Raw genomic sequence first — 14333 nt, 5'->3', positions numbered from 1 at the left:
GAGGGCCTAGCCCTCAAGCAGGGACCGGCCGATATTAAGGAAACGATCGCGGCGGCGCTGACGCAGCTCGACCGGGCTCAGCCCGTCCATGCTCGACAGGGCCGTTTCAATCGCTTCACCCACCTTGCGGATGGCGCCCGCGCGGTCACGATGGGCGCCGCCGACCGGCTCTTCGATGATGTTGTCGATGATCTTGAGCTCGATCAGGTCCTGCGCGCTGACTTTCATCGCCAGAGCTGCATCCTTCGCACGGGCATTGTCGCGCCACAGGATGGATGCGCAGCCTTCCGGCGAGATCACCGAATAGATCGAATGCTCCAGCATCATGACGGTGTTGGCCGAGGCCAGCGCCACAGCGCCTCCAGAGCCGCCCTCGCCCGTGATCACGCTCACCAGCGGCGTGCCCAGCGTCAGGCAGCGCTCGGTGGAGCGGGCAATGGCTTCCGCCTGACCGCGTTCTTCCGCGCCAATGCCCGGATAGGCGCCCGCCGTGTCCACCAGCGTGACGACCGGCAGGTCAAAGCGCTCGGCCAGATCCATCAGGCGCATCGCCTTGCGGTAGCCTTCAGGGCGCGCCATGCCGAAATTGTGTTTGAGACGGGACTGGGTGTCATGACCCTTCTCATGTCCCATCAGCACCACCGGACGGCCATTGAGACGGCCCAGCCCGCCCACGATGGCGTGGTCCTCGCCAAACCGGCGGTCGCCCGCCAGTTCCTCAAAATCGGTCATCAGGCCGGCAATGTAATCGCGCAGGTGCGGACGCTCGGGGTGACGCGCCACCATGGTTTTGCGCCAGGCGTCGAGCTTGGAATACAGCGCTTTGAGCTGGTCCGACGACTTCTGGCGCAGCTTGGCGATTTCTTCCGCCGCATCAGGGGCGTCCTCACCGTTCCGGGACAGGACGCTTTCAAGTTCTTCAATCTTGGCGTCAAGCTCGGCGATGGGCCGTTCGAAATCGAGATAGGTGCGCGTGGTATCAGACATGGAAGGTCCTGGTGGATGGGCCCTTGTGGAGGGCGCAAACTAATGGGCGCTCAAGCGCGACGCAATCTATGCACTGTTATGAGCAAATGACGGGCCGGTTTCACCCTTGGTCAGCTGTATCATTGTGCGCCAGCGGGTGCGCATCATGCACCAGCGCTTTCAATCGCGCCTCCAGCACATGTGTATAAATCTCGGTCGTGGACACGTCCGCATGTCCCAGAAGGCTCTGAACGCTGCGCAAATCCGCCCCGTTCGCCAGAAGATGAGTCGCAAAGGCGTGACGCATCACGTGCGGGCTGACCGTTTGCGGATCAAGCCCGGCCTCAAGCGTCAGCGCCTTGAGCATTTGCGCAAAGCGCTCCCGCGTTAGATGCCCCTCTTTCGCCGTCCGGGATGGAAACAGATAGCGCGACGCCAGGGCATGGGTTGCAACAGAGCGCGCGGGCAGATGATCCCCCCTCACCGCCTTGTAGGCTTCCACCGCCGCGATTGCGCTATCGGTCAGGGGCACAAGACGCTCCTTGTCGCCCTTCCCCGTCACCACGAGGCAGCGTTCCGAGCGCGCAAACGCCGCAAGCGGCAAGGTCACCAGCTCACTGACCCGCAATCCGCCAGCATAAAGCAGCTCCAGCAAAGCGCGCAGCCTGAACCCGTCCGCGCCCTCAATCCGATCGGCGGCGTCAAACAGGGCCTCAACCTGGCTTTCGCTGAGAACCTTGGGGAGCGGGCGCGGCTTTTTCGGCCCGGAAAGCGTCTTCGCCGGATCATCAGCGCGCAGCCCTTCCTTGAGCAGGAAACGGTAATAGCGCTTGAGCGCGGACAGGCGCCGGGCGGCCGTCGCGGGCGACAAGCCATCTGCGGCCAGATCAGACAGGAAGCGCTCCACATGCCTGGTCTGGGCGTCTTCAAGGCCGACGCCCTGAGCCCCCAGCCGCTGCGCTGCGTCTTCCAGATCGCGGCGGTAGGCGTCCAGCGTGTTGCGGGCGGCGCCGCGTTCCGCCGCCATCATGTCCAGAAACAGGTCGATCGAGCGTGCGCTCACGCGGCGTCCTCGATCACCCGCGCCAGAAGATACTGCAACGCCTGACGCCGCAGCCCCGCATGATCAAGCGCCAGCATGGAGGCACCGCAGGTTTCCGCATCATCCGGATGGCGATCCAGCAAGGAGGCCGCATGCAGCTGGGTTTCCCCCAGAGCACCCGCCCCCGCCGCCAGCAACAACGGACCAAAAGCCGGCGGGATCACGCCGCTCTGCCGGGTCAGCCCGGACAGCGCCTGTTGCAGCTCGCCCTGATCATTCGCGCCCAGCGCAACCAGACCTGCCGCCTGGCACAAGCGTTCAGGCGTTGCGGTCTCAAGCCGCGCCGCCAGCAAGGCCATGAAGGCGTCATCGCGCACTTCATCAAGCGCAATGGCCCGCGCAAAATCGAGCGCGACAAGCACGCCAGGCGCCGGCGGTTGCCATTCAGGCTCTTCAGCCGCCATTTCTTCGCCCGGCTCAATCGCTTCACCATCGAGAGACGGCAGCGTACCCAGATCCGTTGCAGGCGCCGCAAGCGGATCTTCCGAAGGCGCAGGTGCAGGGGCAGGCGGGCCATCCATCAGCGCTTCACGCCAGCGCTCGGCTGCGTTGAGATCATCCGCCGCCAGCGCCGCCAGCACGAAGTGAACGCCATGAGCCAGCGTATCCTCGGTGATCGGCAGACTCGCCACTTCCGGACCGAAAGTCAGCGCGGCTTCCATGAACAGGCCCTGCTGGGCTGCATCGGACAGACGCACCGCCAGCGCCTCAGCGGCAATCTCACGATCAATATCCTGACCGATCAGAGCACCCAGCGCGGCGGCGCGCTCGGCGCCCTCCATGGTCACAGCGGTTTCCAGCGCTTCAGGAAGCGTCTCGGGCAAGGCGATGGCCGGCCCGGTGCGCTCGGCGGCCAGATGCAGCCAGCCCGGCGCATCCTCATGCGGAACCAGACGCACACCCGGCGCCAACGCTTCCAGCAAGGTCAGTTGCAGGGCGGTGCGGGGCTGGAAATCTTCCGGCGCAGACCGCCCCAGAACCAGCGCGTCGAACAGGATGTCGAAATTCGGGCTTTCCGCCTGGGCCCGCGCCAGCTCCGCCGTCAGCTCTGCGGCAGGGATTGCGCCATCAAGCGCCAGACAGCTTGCCCGAAGCCGCAGCCAATAGGCCGCATCCCGACCTTCCAGAAGCGCATCGGCCGCGCGGCACGCTTCCTGGGTGCGGCCCATGGCAAGCGCGGTCTCGGCGAAGACGCGCGACAGCGGGTCTGATTCGTTCACGCGCGGCGTCCGGGACAACAGCTCATAGGCCAGTTGGGCGCGACTGGCGGCCAGCGCCCGGTCAGCCCGTTTGGCGGCAAGGCGGAAATCATCGCGCCCGCCCCGGGGCGGTTCACCGGACGAGCGCAGGGCGTTCAGCGCCAGACGCGCCGCAGCCGGGCTGGTCCAACCCGGGCTGGCGCGATCCGGCAGCACCGACAGGGCGCCATTCAAGGCGCCGGCATGGCCCGTGCTCCAGACCGTGTCGGGCAGCACCGGGTTCACCCCAACCTCGAACGGATCGACATCGCCCAGCTGGGCCACTTCGATCTGGCGCGGCGCAGGCTGGAACTGGGCGAAAGACTGACCGCTCGCCAATACGCTGGCGGCCAGCAGAGCGGCCTTAATCGACCAGCGCATCAGTCACCTCGACACGCACTTCCTCGGGCGTCGGCGCATTCGCGTCCGCAAGTCCCAAAAGAGCGATGAAGCCGCCGATGATCACTACCAGCCCAACGCCCAGGCCGATCAGAATGGATTTCATGATGGTCCCTTTTCCGTGTCGCTTGCCCTGAACGTACACTAAAGCAGCCGATTGCGGCGTTTTCCAGACGTCAGCAGCGATTGCTCGCCTGCGCAGCATTGGCGTATAGCCTTACAGTGTGATGACAAATTCTGACAATCCGCCTGTGCTGAGCCGTCATGTGACGCTTGTAGGCCTCATGGGTGTGGGCAAAACCACAATCGGCCGTCGCCTCGCCCGGCGTCTGGGTGCGGAGTTCGCGGACGCGGACGAGGAAGTCGAACGCGCGGCGGGCCGAAGCGTTGCTGAAATTTTTGCAGATTTTGGCGAACCGGCCTTCCGCGATGGCGAGCGCAAGGTGATCGCCCGCCTGCTTGAAGAGCCCGAACCCATGATCATCGGGCTGGGCGGCGGCGCATTCATCAATGATGAAACGCGCGCGCTCATCAAGGCGCAGGCCATCTCGATCTGGCTGAAAGCCGATCTGGATGTGCTGGTCGAGCGCGTGGCGCGCAAGCCCGGCGCCCGCCCCCTGCTGGCTCAGGGCGATCCCGCCGAGATCATGGCGCGACTTGAACGCGAACGCTCGCCGATTTACGCCCAGGCCGACATTGTGGTGGACACCTCTGTGGGCAGCCATGAACAATCCGCCGACCAGGTGCTGGACGCCCTGGCGCAATATCAGGATACGAAAGCCAGATGAGCGTTTTGCGCGTAATCGAGGTCAAAGCCGCTTCGCGAGCCTATGAAGTGGTGATCGGCCGTGACGCCCTGTCGAGCCGGGCGGACCGGCTGTCCTTGCGGGCGCCACGCGGCCGGGCCGTCGTGGTGGCGGACGCTGCAGCCCTCACCCATCATGCGACCCGCCTCAATCAGGCGTTTGACGCAGCGGGCGTCCGCCTTGAGATCATCGAGATCGAAGGCGGTGAAGGCGCAAAGACCTGGTCGAGCCTTGAACATCTGTGTGACCGGCTGCTGGAGCTGAATGTGGAACGCTCCGAACCCGTCATCGCCTTTGGCGGCGGCACGGTGGGCGATCTGACCGGCTTTGCCTCGGCCATTCTCAAGCGCGGTACACGTTTCATCCAGATCCCCACCACCTTGCTGGCGCAGGTCGACAGCTCGGTGGGCGGCAAGACCGGCATCAATACGCGCCACGGCAAGAACCTGATCGGCGCCTTCCATCAGCCGGATCTGGTGATCGCTGACACGGCCTTTCTCGACACCCTGCCCAGGCGCGAAGTGCTCGCGGGTTATGCCGAAATCGTCAAGGCGGGCCTCATTCAGGACGCCGAACTGTTTGAACGGCTTGAAGCGCAGGGCGTTGATGCGGTCACCGGCGACGGGCTGGTTCAGGCCATTGCGGATGCTGTCGCCTTCAAGGCGCGCATCGTCGCCGAGGATGAGCTGGAAAGCGGCGTAAGGGCCCTGCTCAATCTGGGCCACACCTTTGGCCATGCCTTTGAAGCCGAGGCCGAAAAAGGCGCGCTGATCCATGGCGAAGCGGTCGCCTGCGGACTGGCGCTCGCCTTGCGCTATTCCGTCCGGCTGGGTCTGTGCCGCTCCGAGGATGCGGCCCGGGTCGAAAACCATCTTGAAGCGGTTGGCCTTCCTGCACGGATTTCCGAACTGCCCGGCGGCCCCTATGATGCGGCCCGACTGTTGTCGCGCATGGGTGACGACAAGAAAAATTCAGGCGGCGCGATTACATTGATCCTGGCGCGGGGGATCGGCGACGCCTTTATCACCCGCGAGACAGATCGGAATGATCTGGCGGCGTTTTTGTCCAGTGAGGTTGAGGACTGATGACTTTTGAACCGTGGATGGCGTGGACCGGATTTGGCATTTTGTGCCTTCTGGCCTTTTCCGGGTTCTTCTCAGGCTCGGAGACCGCCCTGACCGCCACCTCCAAGGCGCGGATGCTGACCCTTGAAAAGGAAAAGGATCATCGCGCGCGTCGGGTGAACCGGCTGATCGATGATCGCGAAAGCCTGATCGGAGCGATCCTCTTGGGCAACAACCTCGTCAACATCCTGTCCGCGTCTCTGGCGTCGGCGGTGTTCCTCGCCATGTTCGGCGAGGCGGGCGTGCCCATCGCCACGCTGGTGATGACGCTTCTGGTGCTGATCTTCGCCGAGGTGCTGCCCAAGACCTACGCGCTGTCCAACCCCGACCGGATGGCGCTGGCGGTGTCGCTGCCGATCCGCATCTTCGTGCTGGTCTTCGCCCCCGTGGTCGCCGCCGTGCAATGGCTGGTGCGGGTGACGCTGCGCATTCTGGGCCTGTCGGTAGAAGGCCCGGTGCTGTCCGCCCATGACGAAATTCGCGGCCAGATCGACCTGCACCACCAGGAAGGCGGCGTGGTGAAGACCGACCGCGACATGCTGGGCGGCGTGCTCGACCTGCGCGAACTGACGGTGGATGACGTGATGGTCCACCGCAAAAGCCTGATCATGTTCGACATCGATCAGCCGGTGGAGCAACTGGTGGCCGACGCGCTGAGCTGTCCGCACACTCGCCTGCCGCTCTATCGCGGCGACACCGAGAACATTGTCGGCATCCTGCATGTGCGCGATCTGGCGCGCGAGCTTCACAATGAGGGCGGCGACGCCAGCAAGCTCGACATCGAGGCGATCAAGCGCGAACCCTGGTTCATTCCCGAAACCACCGAGCTTCTCGAACAGCTGACCGCCTTCCGTCAGAAGCGTGAACACTTCGCCCTCGTCGTGGACGAGTATGGCGCGTTGATGGGCGTTGTGACGCTTGAGGACATCATCGAGGAGATCGTCGGTGAGATCGAGGACGAGCACGATGTGACCGTTGAGGGCGTGACGCCCCTGCCTGACGGTTTCATCCTCGTGGATGGCGGCGCGCCCGTGCGCGATGTGAACCGCGCGCTCGACTGGGAATTGCCCGATGATGAGGCGGTGACGATTGCGGGCCTTGTGATCCACGAAGCCCAGACCATTCCCGAAGCGGGGCAGATCTTCCGTTTCCATGGCGTGCAGTTCGAGATCCTGGAGCGTCGCCGCAATCAGGTGACCCGCATGCGCCTCAAGAAAGAGCCTGAGGCGGAAGGCGAGAACGAATGATCAGGCTGCTTCGCCTGGCGCCTTCGCCTTGATCACCAGCGCGTGGACCTGAGCCTTCAGAAGCTCATCCAGCGCCTGATTGACCAGGCGGTGGCGCTGGACGCGGTTCTGGCCCTCAAACGCAGACGAGACGATCTCGACGGTGAAATGACTTTCACCCGCCCGGGCCTGCTCGGAATGACCGGCGTGAAGCGCGCTGTCGTCCTTGATCACAAGGCTCTGAGGGGCGAGCGCCGCGGTCAGACGATCCTCGATTTGCTGCTTTACGCTCGACATTGTCATCCTCTGTTTATTGTTCCTAAGGCCGGTGCGCCCCATACTTAGGCGCATGGATGGCGCTTACAAATATCGGCCGCGGTTTAAAGACATCCGCATCAAGCCGCCCAAGAACGAGGCGCGGCAAGAGGATAAGGTGTGCGAGCATCCCCAGTGCCGCTCCAAAGCCACCGCCCGCGCCCCCAAAAGCCCCGCCAATCGCACAGAATTCTACTGGTTCTGCCAGTCCCATGCCGCCCAGTACAACAAGGACTGGAACTTCTTTGAAGGCATGAGCGAGGATGCGGCCAAGGCGCATGCCGCCGCCGACTTCTACGGCCACCGCCCGACCTGGAGCTTTGGCGCCGGATCCAGCGCCCGCCGCGCCGCCCAGAACGCCAGCCAGAGCTTTGAAGAGGGCTTTGTCGACCCGTTCGACCTGTTCGGCGATCGCCCGCCCCCCGGTCAGGAACGCGCCCAGCGTGAATATGAAGACCCCAATGCCGGGATGGGCCGTTTGCAGAAGCGCGCGCTGGACACGCTCAATCTCGACCCCAAGGCGGACAAGTCCGCTGTGCGGCGTCGCTATGCGGAGCTTGTGCGCCAATACCACCCGGACTCCAATGGCGGGGACCGGTCCATGGAAGAGCTTCTGCAGAAAGTGGTCGAGGCCTATCAGATCCTCAAAAGCTGTGGCATGGGCTAACCTGTCCAAGACTTAATCTGACGGACAGAGTCCCGAAACGTGACCATGGTCACCTTCCCCCTTCACCCTGGGGAGGACCACATGTTTCTATCATCACTTGCACTCACGCTCACGCTGGCGGCTTGTCCCGCTGACGCCCACTGTCTGGAGGACGACAACCTGCTCGCCGTTTCCGCCAATGCGGACCGCGCCGAGCTGATCCTGTCGGCCATGCAGGACGCCGAGATCCGTTTCGCCGAGCTGTTTCATCGCATGCCCGGGCTGACCGCCGTCATTGAGGACAGCACGCTTTATCCCGGCTTCGCAGACGGACTGGCGGCGGATGGCTACACCGTCAAACCCTGGGTGTCGCCGCAAGCCATGCGCGACCAGCTTGAGGCCCAGGTCCGCCCGGCGGTCGAGGCGCAGATGTCAGGCTCTCCGCAAGCGGTGATCGATGCGACCATCGAAGCGGCCCTGGCCGGTCGGGTCGAGAACAATGAAAAGGTCCGCCACGCCGAGGCGATCATCGCCCATGAGCTGGGTCATCTGTGGGTAAAGGACATGTATGACTGGCCCGAGGTCGACATGGGCGATGCCCGCGCCTATGGGGCTGCCGCGGCTCCGGACTGGTTTGATGAAGTCGCCGCCGTGCTGATGGAAAGCGTAGCGCTGACTGACAGCCGCCGCGCCTCCTTGTGCGAGAACCTGCCCGCAGACCTTCCCGGCCAGTACCAGCGCTATTTCGAGATGGAGCATCCGCTCCTGCAGCTGGCGGCCCTGGCGGCGGAGCAGGCTGAAGCGGCGGAGCGCGCGGCGGGGGAAACCCGCTCGGGCCCGCGCATCATGGTGATGTCCGGCGAAGCGCTGGCGGCGCAAGGCGCGGACATGATCGGCGCCCAGCACTTTTATGGTCTGACGCGCGCTTTCATCGATTATCTGACCGTGAAGACCGGCTCGGAAGCCGTGTTTGATCAGCTGGCGCAATCGCTGTCATCGGGGGCGTCGCTGGATGACTGGCTGGAGGTTGGCGTCGAGGGCGTCCCGCAGACTCGAGAGGCGATGATCAGCGACTTGTCCGCCCATGTCGTGTCAGGCTGCGAGGCCTGATCACGCAGACGCGACATTGTGTGCTGAGCTGGAGTGGCGACAGGGCTTGGACGGGCTATGTCTGAGGCTTATGGTTTGTCCGACCCTGTCGCGCTTTTAGCAAAGAGCCTTTCCGCGTATGACCGATGATACCCTGATCAGCCTCACCCCCGACACCAAAGCCGATTGCCAGGCCCTGTTTGGATTTGATCCGGGGTTCGAGGTCGCCGCCTTTTCCCAGCGCGACGCCCATGTGCCCGATATCGACACGACCTATGTGTTCGACCCGGCCACGACCCGCGCCATTCTGGCGGGCTTCGCCTTCAACCGGCGCGTCATGGTGCAGGGCTATCACGGCACAGGTAAATCCACCCACGTGGAACAGGTGGCGGCGCGGCTGAACTGGCCGATGATCCGGGTCAATCTCGACAGCCATGTCAGCCGGATCGACATGGTCGGCAAGGACGCCATCGTCCTCAAAGACGGCCAGCAGATCACCGAGTTCCAGGAAGGCATCCTGCCCTGGGCCGTGCAGCGCCCGGTCGCGCTATTGTTTGACGAATACGATGCCGGCCGCCCGGACGTGATGTTCGTGATCCAGCGCGTTCTGGAAGCCTCGGGCTCGCTGACGCTTCTGGACCAGAACCGCGTCATCCGTCCGAACCCGAATTTCCGCCTGTTCGCCACCACCAACACGGTGGGCCTGGGCGACACGACAGGCCTCTATCACGGCACCCAGCAGATCAACCAGGGCCAGATGGACCGCTGGTCGATTGTCTCCACGCTGAACTATCTGCCCGCCGAGACCGAACGCCAGATCGTCGCCGCCAAGCTGGGCGAGTACGGCAAGACCGAGGCCGGCGCGAAGATGATTGCGGACATGGTGGCCGTCGCTGATCTCAGCCGCGAAGCCTTCATCAATGGCGATCTGTCCACCGTGATGAGCCCGCGGACCGTGCTGACCTGGGCTGAGAACACCCAGATCTTCGGCAATCCCGGCATCGCGTTCCGCCTGACCTTCCTGAACAAATGCGATGAGCTGGAACGCCCCATCGTGTCGGAATTCTACCAGCGCGTCTTCGGAGAGGACCTGCCCGAGAGCGCGGTGTCGCCCGGCGCTGCGGCCTAAGGGCAAGGGATGTCTGACGCTTCGTCTGCAGACCAGTTCCGGCGTGCGCTGAGCGCGGCGACGCGCGCGATCTCCCATGATCGCGAGCTGGACGTGAAGTTCGGCGGCGACGCGGCGCTGGCGCGCGGCAAGGTCGTTCTGCCCAACCCGCCTGAAAAGATGACGGCGAAGGATGCCGCGCTCCTGCGCGGCAAGGCGGATGCGCTGGCGCTGCGCCTGCAGCTTCATAACTCCAAGTCCCACCAGTCCGCCCTGCCGCCTGGCGCACAGGCGCGCAAAATCTTTGACGCCGCCGAACAGGCGCGGGTCGAGGCCCTGGGCGCGCGGGCGATGCGCGGGGTGGCGGATAATCTGGACGCCGCGCTGGCGGACCGCTGCCGCCGCGAAGGCTGGAACCATGCCGAGGACCGGCAGACCGCCCCGCTGGAGGACGCCATCTCCATGCTGGTGCGCGAGCGGGTGACCGGACGCCCGGTCCCTGACGACGCCAAGGGCCTGATGCAGGTCTGGCGCGAGGATCTGGAAAAGCATGCCGGTGGGGCGCTCGATGCTCTCGCAGGGGCGGCGGATGATCAGACGGCCTTCGCGGATGCTTTGCGCCAGGTGATCCGTGATCTCGATCTGACTGATGAGCTGGGCGAGCACGATCAGGACGAGGATGACACCGACGACAGCGAGGATGACGCCGGCGTCGAGCAGGAGCCTGAAGCGGGCGAGGACGACACCGACAGCGACCCCGATCAGGGCGAGGATGAAGACGACGCCGCCGACGCCAAGGGCACAGCGGCCGATACCGACGACATCCATTTCGCCGAGGACAGCCAGACCCGCGTCGAAGCCGATGACGAGCCGAGCGAAACCCAGCAATCGGCCAAACCCAACTGGGTCAGCCCGCCGGGCGAGGATCCCAACGCCTACAAGGTGTTCACCACCAAATTCGACGAGGTCATCCAGGCGTCAGACCTGTGCGACGCCAATGAGCTGAGCCGCTTGCGCCGCACGCTTGACCAGCACCTCAAAGGGCTTGAGAGCGCGGTGGGTCGCCTCGCCAATCGCCTGCAGCGCCGCCTGATGGCGCAGCAGCAACGCTCCTGGTCCTTCGACCTAGAGGAAGGCCAGCTCGATCCGGCGCGCCTGCCGCGCATCATCATGGATCCGATGATGCCGCTGAGCTTCAAGATGGAGAAGGACACCGACTTCCGCGACACGGTCGTCACCCTCCTTCTCGACAATTCCGGCTCCATGCGCGGCCGTCCGATCCTTGTGGCTGCGGCCTGTGCAGACATTCTGGCGCGCACGCTGGAGCGTTGCGGTGTGAAGACCGAGATCCTGGGCTTCACCACCCGCGCCTGGAAAGGCGGGCGCTCCAAGGAGGAATGGCTCAGCCAGGGCAAACCGCCCCATCCGGGTCGCCTGAATGATCTGCGCCATATCATCTACAAGGCCGCTGACGCCCCCTGGCGGCGCTCCCGCCCCAATCTGGGTCTGATGCTGCGCGATGGCCTGCTGAAAGAGAATATCGACGGCGAAGCCTTGCTCTGGGCGCACAAGCGCTTGCTGGCCCGCCCCGAACAGCGCCGGATCATGATGGTGATTTCTGACGGCGCCCCCGTGGATGACGGCACCCAATCGGCGAACTCCCCGGCCTATCTCGAAAAGCATTTGCGCGAAGTCATCGCCATGATCGAGAACAAGTCCGATGTTGAGCTTCTGGCGATCGGCATTGGTCACGACGTGACGCGCTATTACCGCAAGGCCGTGACCATTGTGGATGTGGAACAGCTTGCCGGCGCCATGACCGACCAGCTGGCGGCCCTGTTTGAAGAGGACAAGCGCCGCTAGGGCGTGCATACTCCGCAACCAGTCCGCGAGATTGAATTGGGGGATCGCATGCTTGTCCGACTCAGCCTGTCCGTCTGTCTCTTCCCGCTTCTGATCGCCTGCGGCGGCGGCGGCGAGGCGCAAACCGCCACTGAACCCGCCGGCCTCACCGCCAGCCCCGTTCCGCTCTTTCCCGATGATCCGGGCCGTAAGCGGCTGGGCGCGCTGCGCTATCTGGGCGGGGTCGCGCTTGATCTGGACGATGAGCGTTTTGGCGGCTGGTCCGCGCTTGATGTCTCTGACGATGGCCAGCGCCTGCTGGCGGTGTCTGACAGCGGCTACTGGATGACGGCCAGCCTCACTTATGACGGCGATGCGCTGAGCGGTGTCGAAAGCCCGCACATCGCTGCGATTCTGGATGAAGCCGGTGAGCCTGTCTCCGGGGATTTCGCTGATTCTGAAGGCCTCGCCGATCTGGGCGACGGCGCCTATGCCGTCAGCTTCGAGCGCGAGCACCGCATCTGGCGCTATGAGCTCGGGTCAGACTGGAGCGGCGTGGATGACGCCCTGCCCACGCCCATACGGACGCCCCTTGGAACCGAAGCGTTGTCCAACAATGCGGGTATGGAAGGCGTGACACGGATTGGCGACTGGCTCTGGTCAGCGCAGGAACACACCACCGGCGATGCGCCTGTGCACATCTTCTCACGCACGCACCTGACGGACCCCGAGATAACCGGGAACGCCTATCTGGTGGCGATGCAAGCCGAATTCGGCGTCACCGAACTGGAAGCGGATGGCGTTGGCGGCCTTTATATCCTGCAGCGCTTCTGGTCGCGGGATGTGGGCAATCGCATCCACATCTTCCATCTGAGCGCCGAGCAGATCGCGGACGCCGCCAATGTCACCGAACTGCACCCCGTCCTTCTGGCCGCCATCGAGCCTGATGAGATGAGCGTGGATAATTTTGAAGGCATGGCGATCATCGAGACCGAAGCCGGAACCCGGTTCTTCCTGATCTCGGACGACAATTACAATGACAGCCAGCGCACCCTGCTGATGAGCTTCGCGCTCGAACCGCGCGACTAGGCTTCCCGCAATCGCACACAGAAAAACGCCCGCCGTTTCCGGCGGGCGTTGTTTCTCGCGTCAGAACGTGAGCGGCTTAAGCAGCCGCCGCAGCTTTCTTCAGCTCGCGCTTGATTTTCAGCGCGTTGCCGGAGAGCTGCTCATCACGAGCTTTCAGCAGGAATTGGTCCAGACCACCAACATGGTCGACGCTGCGCAGCGCCTTGGCTGCAATGCGCAGACGGAAGGAGCGGCCCAGGGCCTCAGACGCGAGCGTCACCTGGCACAGATTCGGCAGGAAGCGACGCTTGGTCTTGTTGTTGGCGTGAGACACGTTGTTGCCCGAAACCGGACCCGTCCCAGTAAGTTCGCAGCGGCGCGACATGGCTTCCACCTTGTTCCACAACAGTCGTAAAATTATATGCGACCGCGAGAGGGAGAACCCAAGGTGCGGCGCGAGAGCGGGCGATGTACCGGTCCGGGGGGCCTGCGTCAAGGCGCAGCCGCATAGAAACTGGCGTTCATCTTGCAGCCAGACCGCGTTAGATAGTCTGAGCCGACCGGCTGGGACCAAAGGAATTAGAGTTTTATGCTGACAGTGTCCAAACAAGCCTGCACCGCCATCGCCGCGCTGGTTATGGCGTCTCTGCCCGCAACCGCTCAGGCGCAAAGCGTCGAGCCGCCCGAGCATCTGTATGTGCGCTATTCCGGCTCGGTGCTGATTCTGAAGGTCGCGAACATCTCGCTGACCGCAGGCTTCAATGACGGCGTCTATTCCGCCGCCGCCACCTTCGAAAGCGGCGGTCTGCTGCGCTGGTTTGACGACACCAATATCGAGGCCACCTCGAACGGCTATCGTCAGGCGGACGCCCTGCACCCTTACCGCTACGAGCACATCAACCATGCCAGCAACAAGGGGCGTGTGGTCGGAATCAACTTTGAAGACGATGTCGCCATGCCCGACGTCCAGCCGCCCTTCGGCTCGATGGGCGAACCGCCCGCCAGTGATGAGGACCGGGCCGGAGCGCTGGACCCGATCTCGACCCTTCTGAGCCTGATGACCAGCCTGCCCACTGACGAGAACGGTGTGTGCGAAGGCCGCCTGCCCGTCTTTGACGGCAAGGCGCGCTATGATCTGCGCTTCAACAATCTGGGTCTGGATGACGTCAACACCCGCGCCTGGAGTGGTGAGGCCATTCGCTGTCAGGCCTTTATCGAGCCGATCAGCGGTTATGATCCCGGCGACCGTCCTGACGAGGAAGAGACCAATCGTCCGGTCACGATCTGGCTGGCGCCCGTGGATGGCGTGCATGTCCCGGTGCGCTTCCGTGCGCAAACCCGGATCGGCGCGATCAATATCCAGGCCACGCAGCTATATGCAGGCGACGCTACGCAATAGGCCTC

Annotated in this window: 15 protein-coding genes; 9 read left to right on the top strand and 6 right to left on the bottom strand. The window is 63.9% G+C overall.

The annotated features are described in order from the left end of the window. Positions 1-6: 6 nt before the first annotated feature. The 4 genes from ACFELO_RS02455 to ACFELO_RS02440 form a co-directional block, all read right to left on the bottom strand. Positions 7-987: an acetyl-CoA carboxylase carboxyltransferase subunit alpha gene (locus tag ACFELO_RS02455; protein ID WP_440958987.1), complete on the bottom strand. Its 981-nt coding sequence runs from the start codon at positions 985-987 to the stop codon at positions 7-9. Positions 988-1087: 100 nt separating this feature from the next. Beyond that, positions 1088-2029 carry a site-specific tyrosine recombinase XerD gene (locus ACFELO_RS02450; protein ID WP_440958986.1) on the bottom strand — a complete coding sequence of 314 codons (942 nt, stop codon included), beginning with the start codon at positions 2027-2029 and terminating at the stop codon, positions 1088-1090. Further along, positions 2026-3687 carry a hypothetical protein gene (locus ACFELO_RS02445; RefSeq protein WP_440958985.1) on the bottom strand — a complete coding sequence of 554 codons (1662 nt, stop codon included), beginning with the start codon at positions 3685-3687 and terminating at the stop codon, positions 2026-2028. Before ACFELO_RS02445 ends, ACFELO_RS02450 begins: the two co-directional genes overlap by 4 nt. Then, complete coding sequence (locus ACFELO_RS02440) at positions 3671-3811, bottom strand: hypothetical protein (protein WP_440958984.1); 141 nt, start codon at positions 3809-3811, stop codon at positions 3671-3673. Before ACFELO_RS02440 ends, ACFELO_RS02445 begins: the two co-directional genes overlap by 17 nt. A 121-nt stretch (positions 3812-3932) precedes the next feature. On the opposite strand from ACFELO_RS02440, the gene ACFELO_RS02435 reads away from it, so the two are divergent. Genes ACFELO_RS02435 through ACFELO_RS02425 form a run of 3 tightly spaced genes read left to right on the top strand, consistent with a single transcriptional unit; the run spans position 3933 to position 6882 of the window. Further along, positions 3933-4493, top strand: a complete 561-nt coding sequence (locus ACFELO_RS02435; RefSeq protein ID WP_440959883.1) for a shikimate kinase — start codon at positions 3933-3935, stop codon at positions 4491-4493. Beyond that, positions 4490-5596 (top strand): 3-dehydroquinate synthase, encoded by a 1107-nt coding sequence (aroB, locus tag ACFELO_RS02430; protein WP_440958983.1) that lies wholly within the window; start codon positions 4490-4492, stop codon positions 5594-5596. The genes ACFELO_RS02435 and aroB overlap by 4 nt, the downstream gene beginning before the upstream one ends. After that, a complete protein-coding gene (locus tag ACFELO_RS02425; protein ID WP_440958982.1) occupies positions 5596-6882 on the top strand; it encodes an HlyC/CorC family transporter in 1287 nt (428 codons plus the stop codon). Before aroB ends, ACFELO_RS02425 begins: the two co-directional genes overlap by 1 nt. On the opposite strand, the gene ACFELO_RS02420 is transcribed toward ACFELO_RS02425, so the two are convergent. Further along, on the bottom strand, positions 6883-7158 hold the full coding sequence (locus ACFELO_RS02420) for a BolA family protein (RefSeq protein ID WP_440958981.1): 276 nt from the start codon (positions 7156-7158) through the stop codon (positions 6883-6885). It abuts the gene before it with no gap. A 136-nt stretch (positions 7159-7294) separates the two neighbouring features. On the opposite strand from ACFELO_RS02420, the gene ACFELO_RS02415 reads away from it, so the two are divergent. The 5 genes from ACFELO_RS02415 to ACFELO_RS02395 all read left to right on the top strand — a co-directional run bounded on the left by ACFELO_RS02415 (position 7295) and on the right by ACFELO_RS02395 (position 12950). Beyond that, positions 7295-7843 carry a J domain-containing protein gene (locus ACFELO_RS02415; RefSeq protein ID WP_440958980.1) on the top strand — a complete coding sequence of 183 codons (549 nt, stop codon included), beginning with the start codon at positions 7295-7297 and terminating at the stop codon, positions 7841-7843. Between the two features lie 81 nt (positions 7844-7924). Next, complete coding sequence (locus tag ACFELO_RS02410) at positions 7925-8932, top strand: hypothetical protein (protein WP_440958979.1); 1008 nt, start codon at positions 7925-7927, stop codon at positions 8930-8932. A gap of 118 nt (positions 8933-9050) precedes the next feature. Then, entirely contained in the window at positions 9051-10040 is a 990-nt protein-coding gene (gene cobS / locus ACFELO_RS02405; RefSeq protein WP_440958978.1) for a cobaltochelatase subunit CobS, read from the top strand. A gap of 9 nt (positions 10041-10049) precedes the next feature. Further along, positions 10050-11882, top strand: a complete 1833-nt coding sequence (gene cobT, locus ACFELO_RS02400; protein ID WP_440958977.1) for a cobaltochelatase subunit CobT — start codon at positions 10050-10052, stop codon at positions 11880-11882. Positions 11883-11930: 48 nt separating this feature from the next. Then, on the top strand, positions 11931-12950 hold the full coding sequence (locus ACFELO_RS02395) for an esterase-like activity of phytase family protein (RefSeq protein WP_440958976.1): 1020 nt from the start codon (positions 11931-11933) through the stop codon (positions 12948-12950). Positions 12951-13026: 76 nt separating this feature from the next. On the opposite strand, the gene rpmB is transcribed toward ACFELO_RS02395, so the two are convergent. Then, on the bottom strand, positions 13027-13314 hold the full coding sequence (rpmB, locus tag ACFELO_RS02390) for a 50S ribosomal protein L28 (protein WP_009801782.1): 288 nt from the start codon (positions 13312-13314) through the stop codon (positions 13027-13029). A 204-nt stretch (positions 13315-13518) separates the two neighbouring features. Between rpmB and ACFELO_RS02385 the strand changes: the two genes are divergently transcribed. Continuing rightward, entirely contained in the window at positions 13519-14328 is an 810-nt protein-coding gene (locus ACFELO_RS02385; protein WP_440958975.1) for a DUF3108 domain-containing protein, read from the top strand. The last annotated feature ends 5 nt before the right edge of the window (positions 14329-14333 follow it).

The sequence above is a fragment of the Oceanicaulis sp. LC35 genome, assembly GCF_052055585.1.
GTDB lineage: Bacteria > Pseudomonadota > Alphaproteobacteria > Caulobacterales > Maricaulaceae > Oceanicaulis.
The sequence above is the reverse complement of the archived record's forward strand: the minus strand, read 5'-3'. Positions and strand labels throughout refer to the sequence as shown.

Excerpts from the sequence above, each read along its gene's own strand:
- ACFELO_RS02455 (WP_440958987.1), bottom strand. The coding sequence starts at position 987 with ATGTCTGATACCACGCGCACCTATCTCGATTTCGAACGGCCCATCGCC.
- ACFELO_RS02445 (WP_440958985.1), bottom strand. The coding sequence starts at position 3,687 with ATGCGCTGGTCGATTAAGGCCGCTCTGCTGGCCGCCAGCGTATTGGCG.
- ACFELO_RS02440 (WP_440958984.1), bottom strand. The coding sequence starts at position 3,811 with ATGAAATCCATTCTGATCGGCCTGGGCGTTGGGCTGGTAGTGATCATC.
- ACFELO_RS02435 (WP_440959883.1), top strand. The coding sequence starts at position 3,933 with ATGACAAATTCTGACAATCCGCCTGTGCTGAGCCGTCATGTGACGCTT.
- aroB (WP_440958983.1), top strand. The coding sequence starts at position 4,490 with ATGAGCGTTTTGCGCGTAATCGAGGTCAAAGCCGCTTCGCGAGCCTAT.
- ACFELO_RS02425 (WP_440958982.1), top strand. The coding sequence starts at position 5,596 with ATGACTTTTGAACCGTGGATGGCGTGGACCGGATTTGGCATTTTGTGC.
- ACFELO_RS02420 (WP_440958981.1), bottom strand. The coding sequence starts at position 7,158 with ATGTCGAGCGTAAAGCAGCAAATCGAGGATCGTCTGACCGCGGCGCTC.
- ACFELO_RS02410 (WP_440958979.1), top strand. The coding sequence starts at position 7,925 with ATGTTTCTATCATCACTTGCACTCACGCTCACGCTGGCGGCTTGTCCC.
- cobS (WP_440958978.1), top strand. The coding sequence starts at position 9,051 with ATGACCGATGATACCCTGATCAGCCTCACCCCCGACACCAAAGCCGAT.
- cobT (WP_440958977.1), top strand. The coding sequence starts at position 10,050 with ATGTCTGACGCTTCGTCTGCAGACCAGTTCCGGCGTGCGCTGAGCGCG.
- ACFELO_RS02395 (WP_440958976.1), top strand. The coding sequence starts at position 11,931 with ATGCTTGTCCGACTCAGCCTGTCCGTCTGTCTCTTCCCGCTTCTGATC.
- rpmB (WP_009801782.1), bottom strand. The coding sequence starts at position 13,314 with ATGTCGCGCCGCTGCGAACTTACTGGGACGGGTCCGGTTTCGGGCAAC.
- ACFELO_RS02385 (WP_440958975.1), top strand. The coding sequence starts at position 13,519 with ATGCTGACAGTGTCCAAACAAGCCTGCACCGCCATCGCCGCGCTGGTT.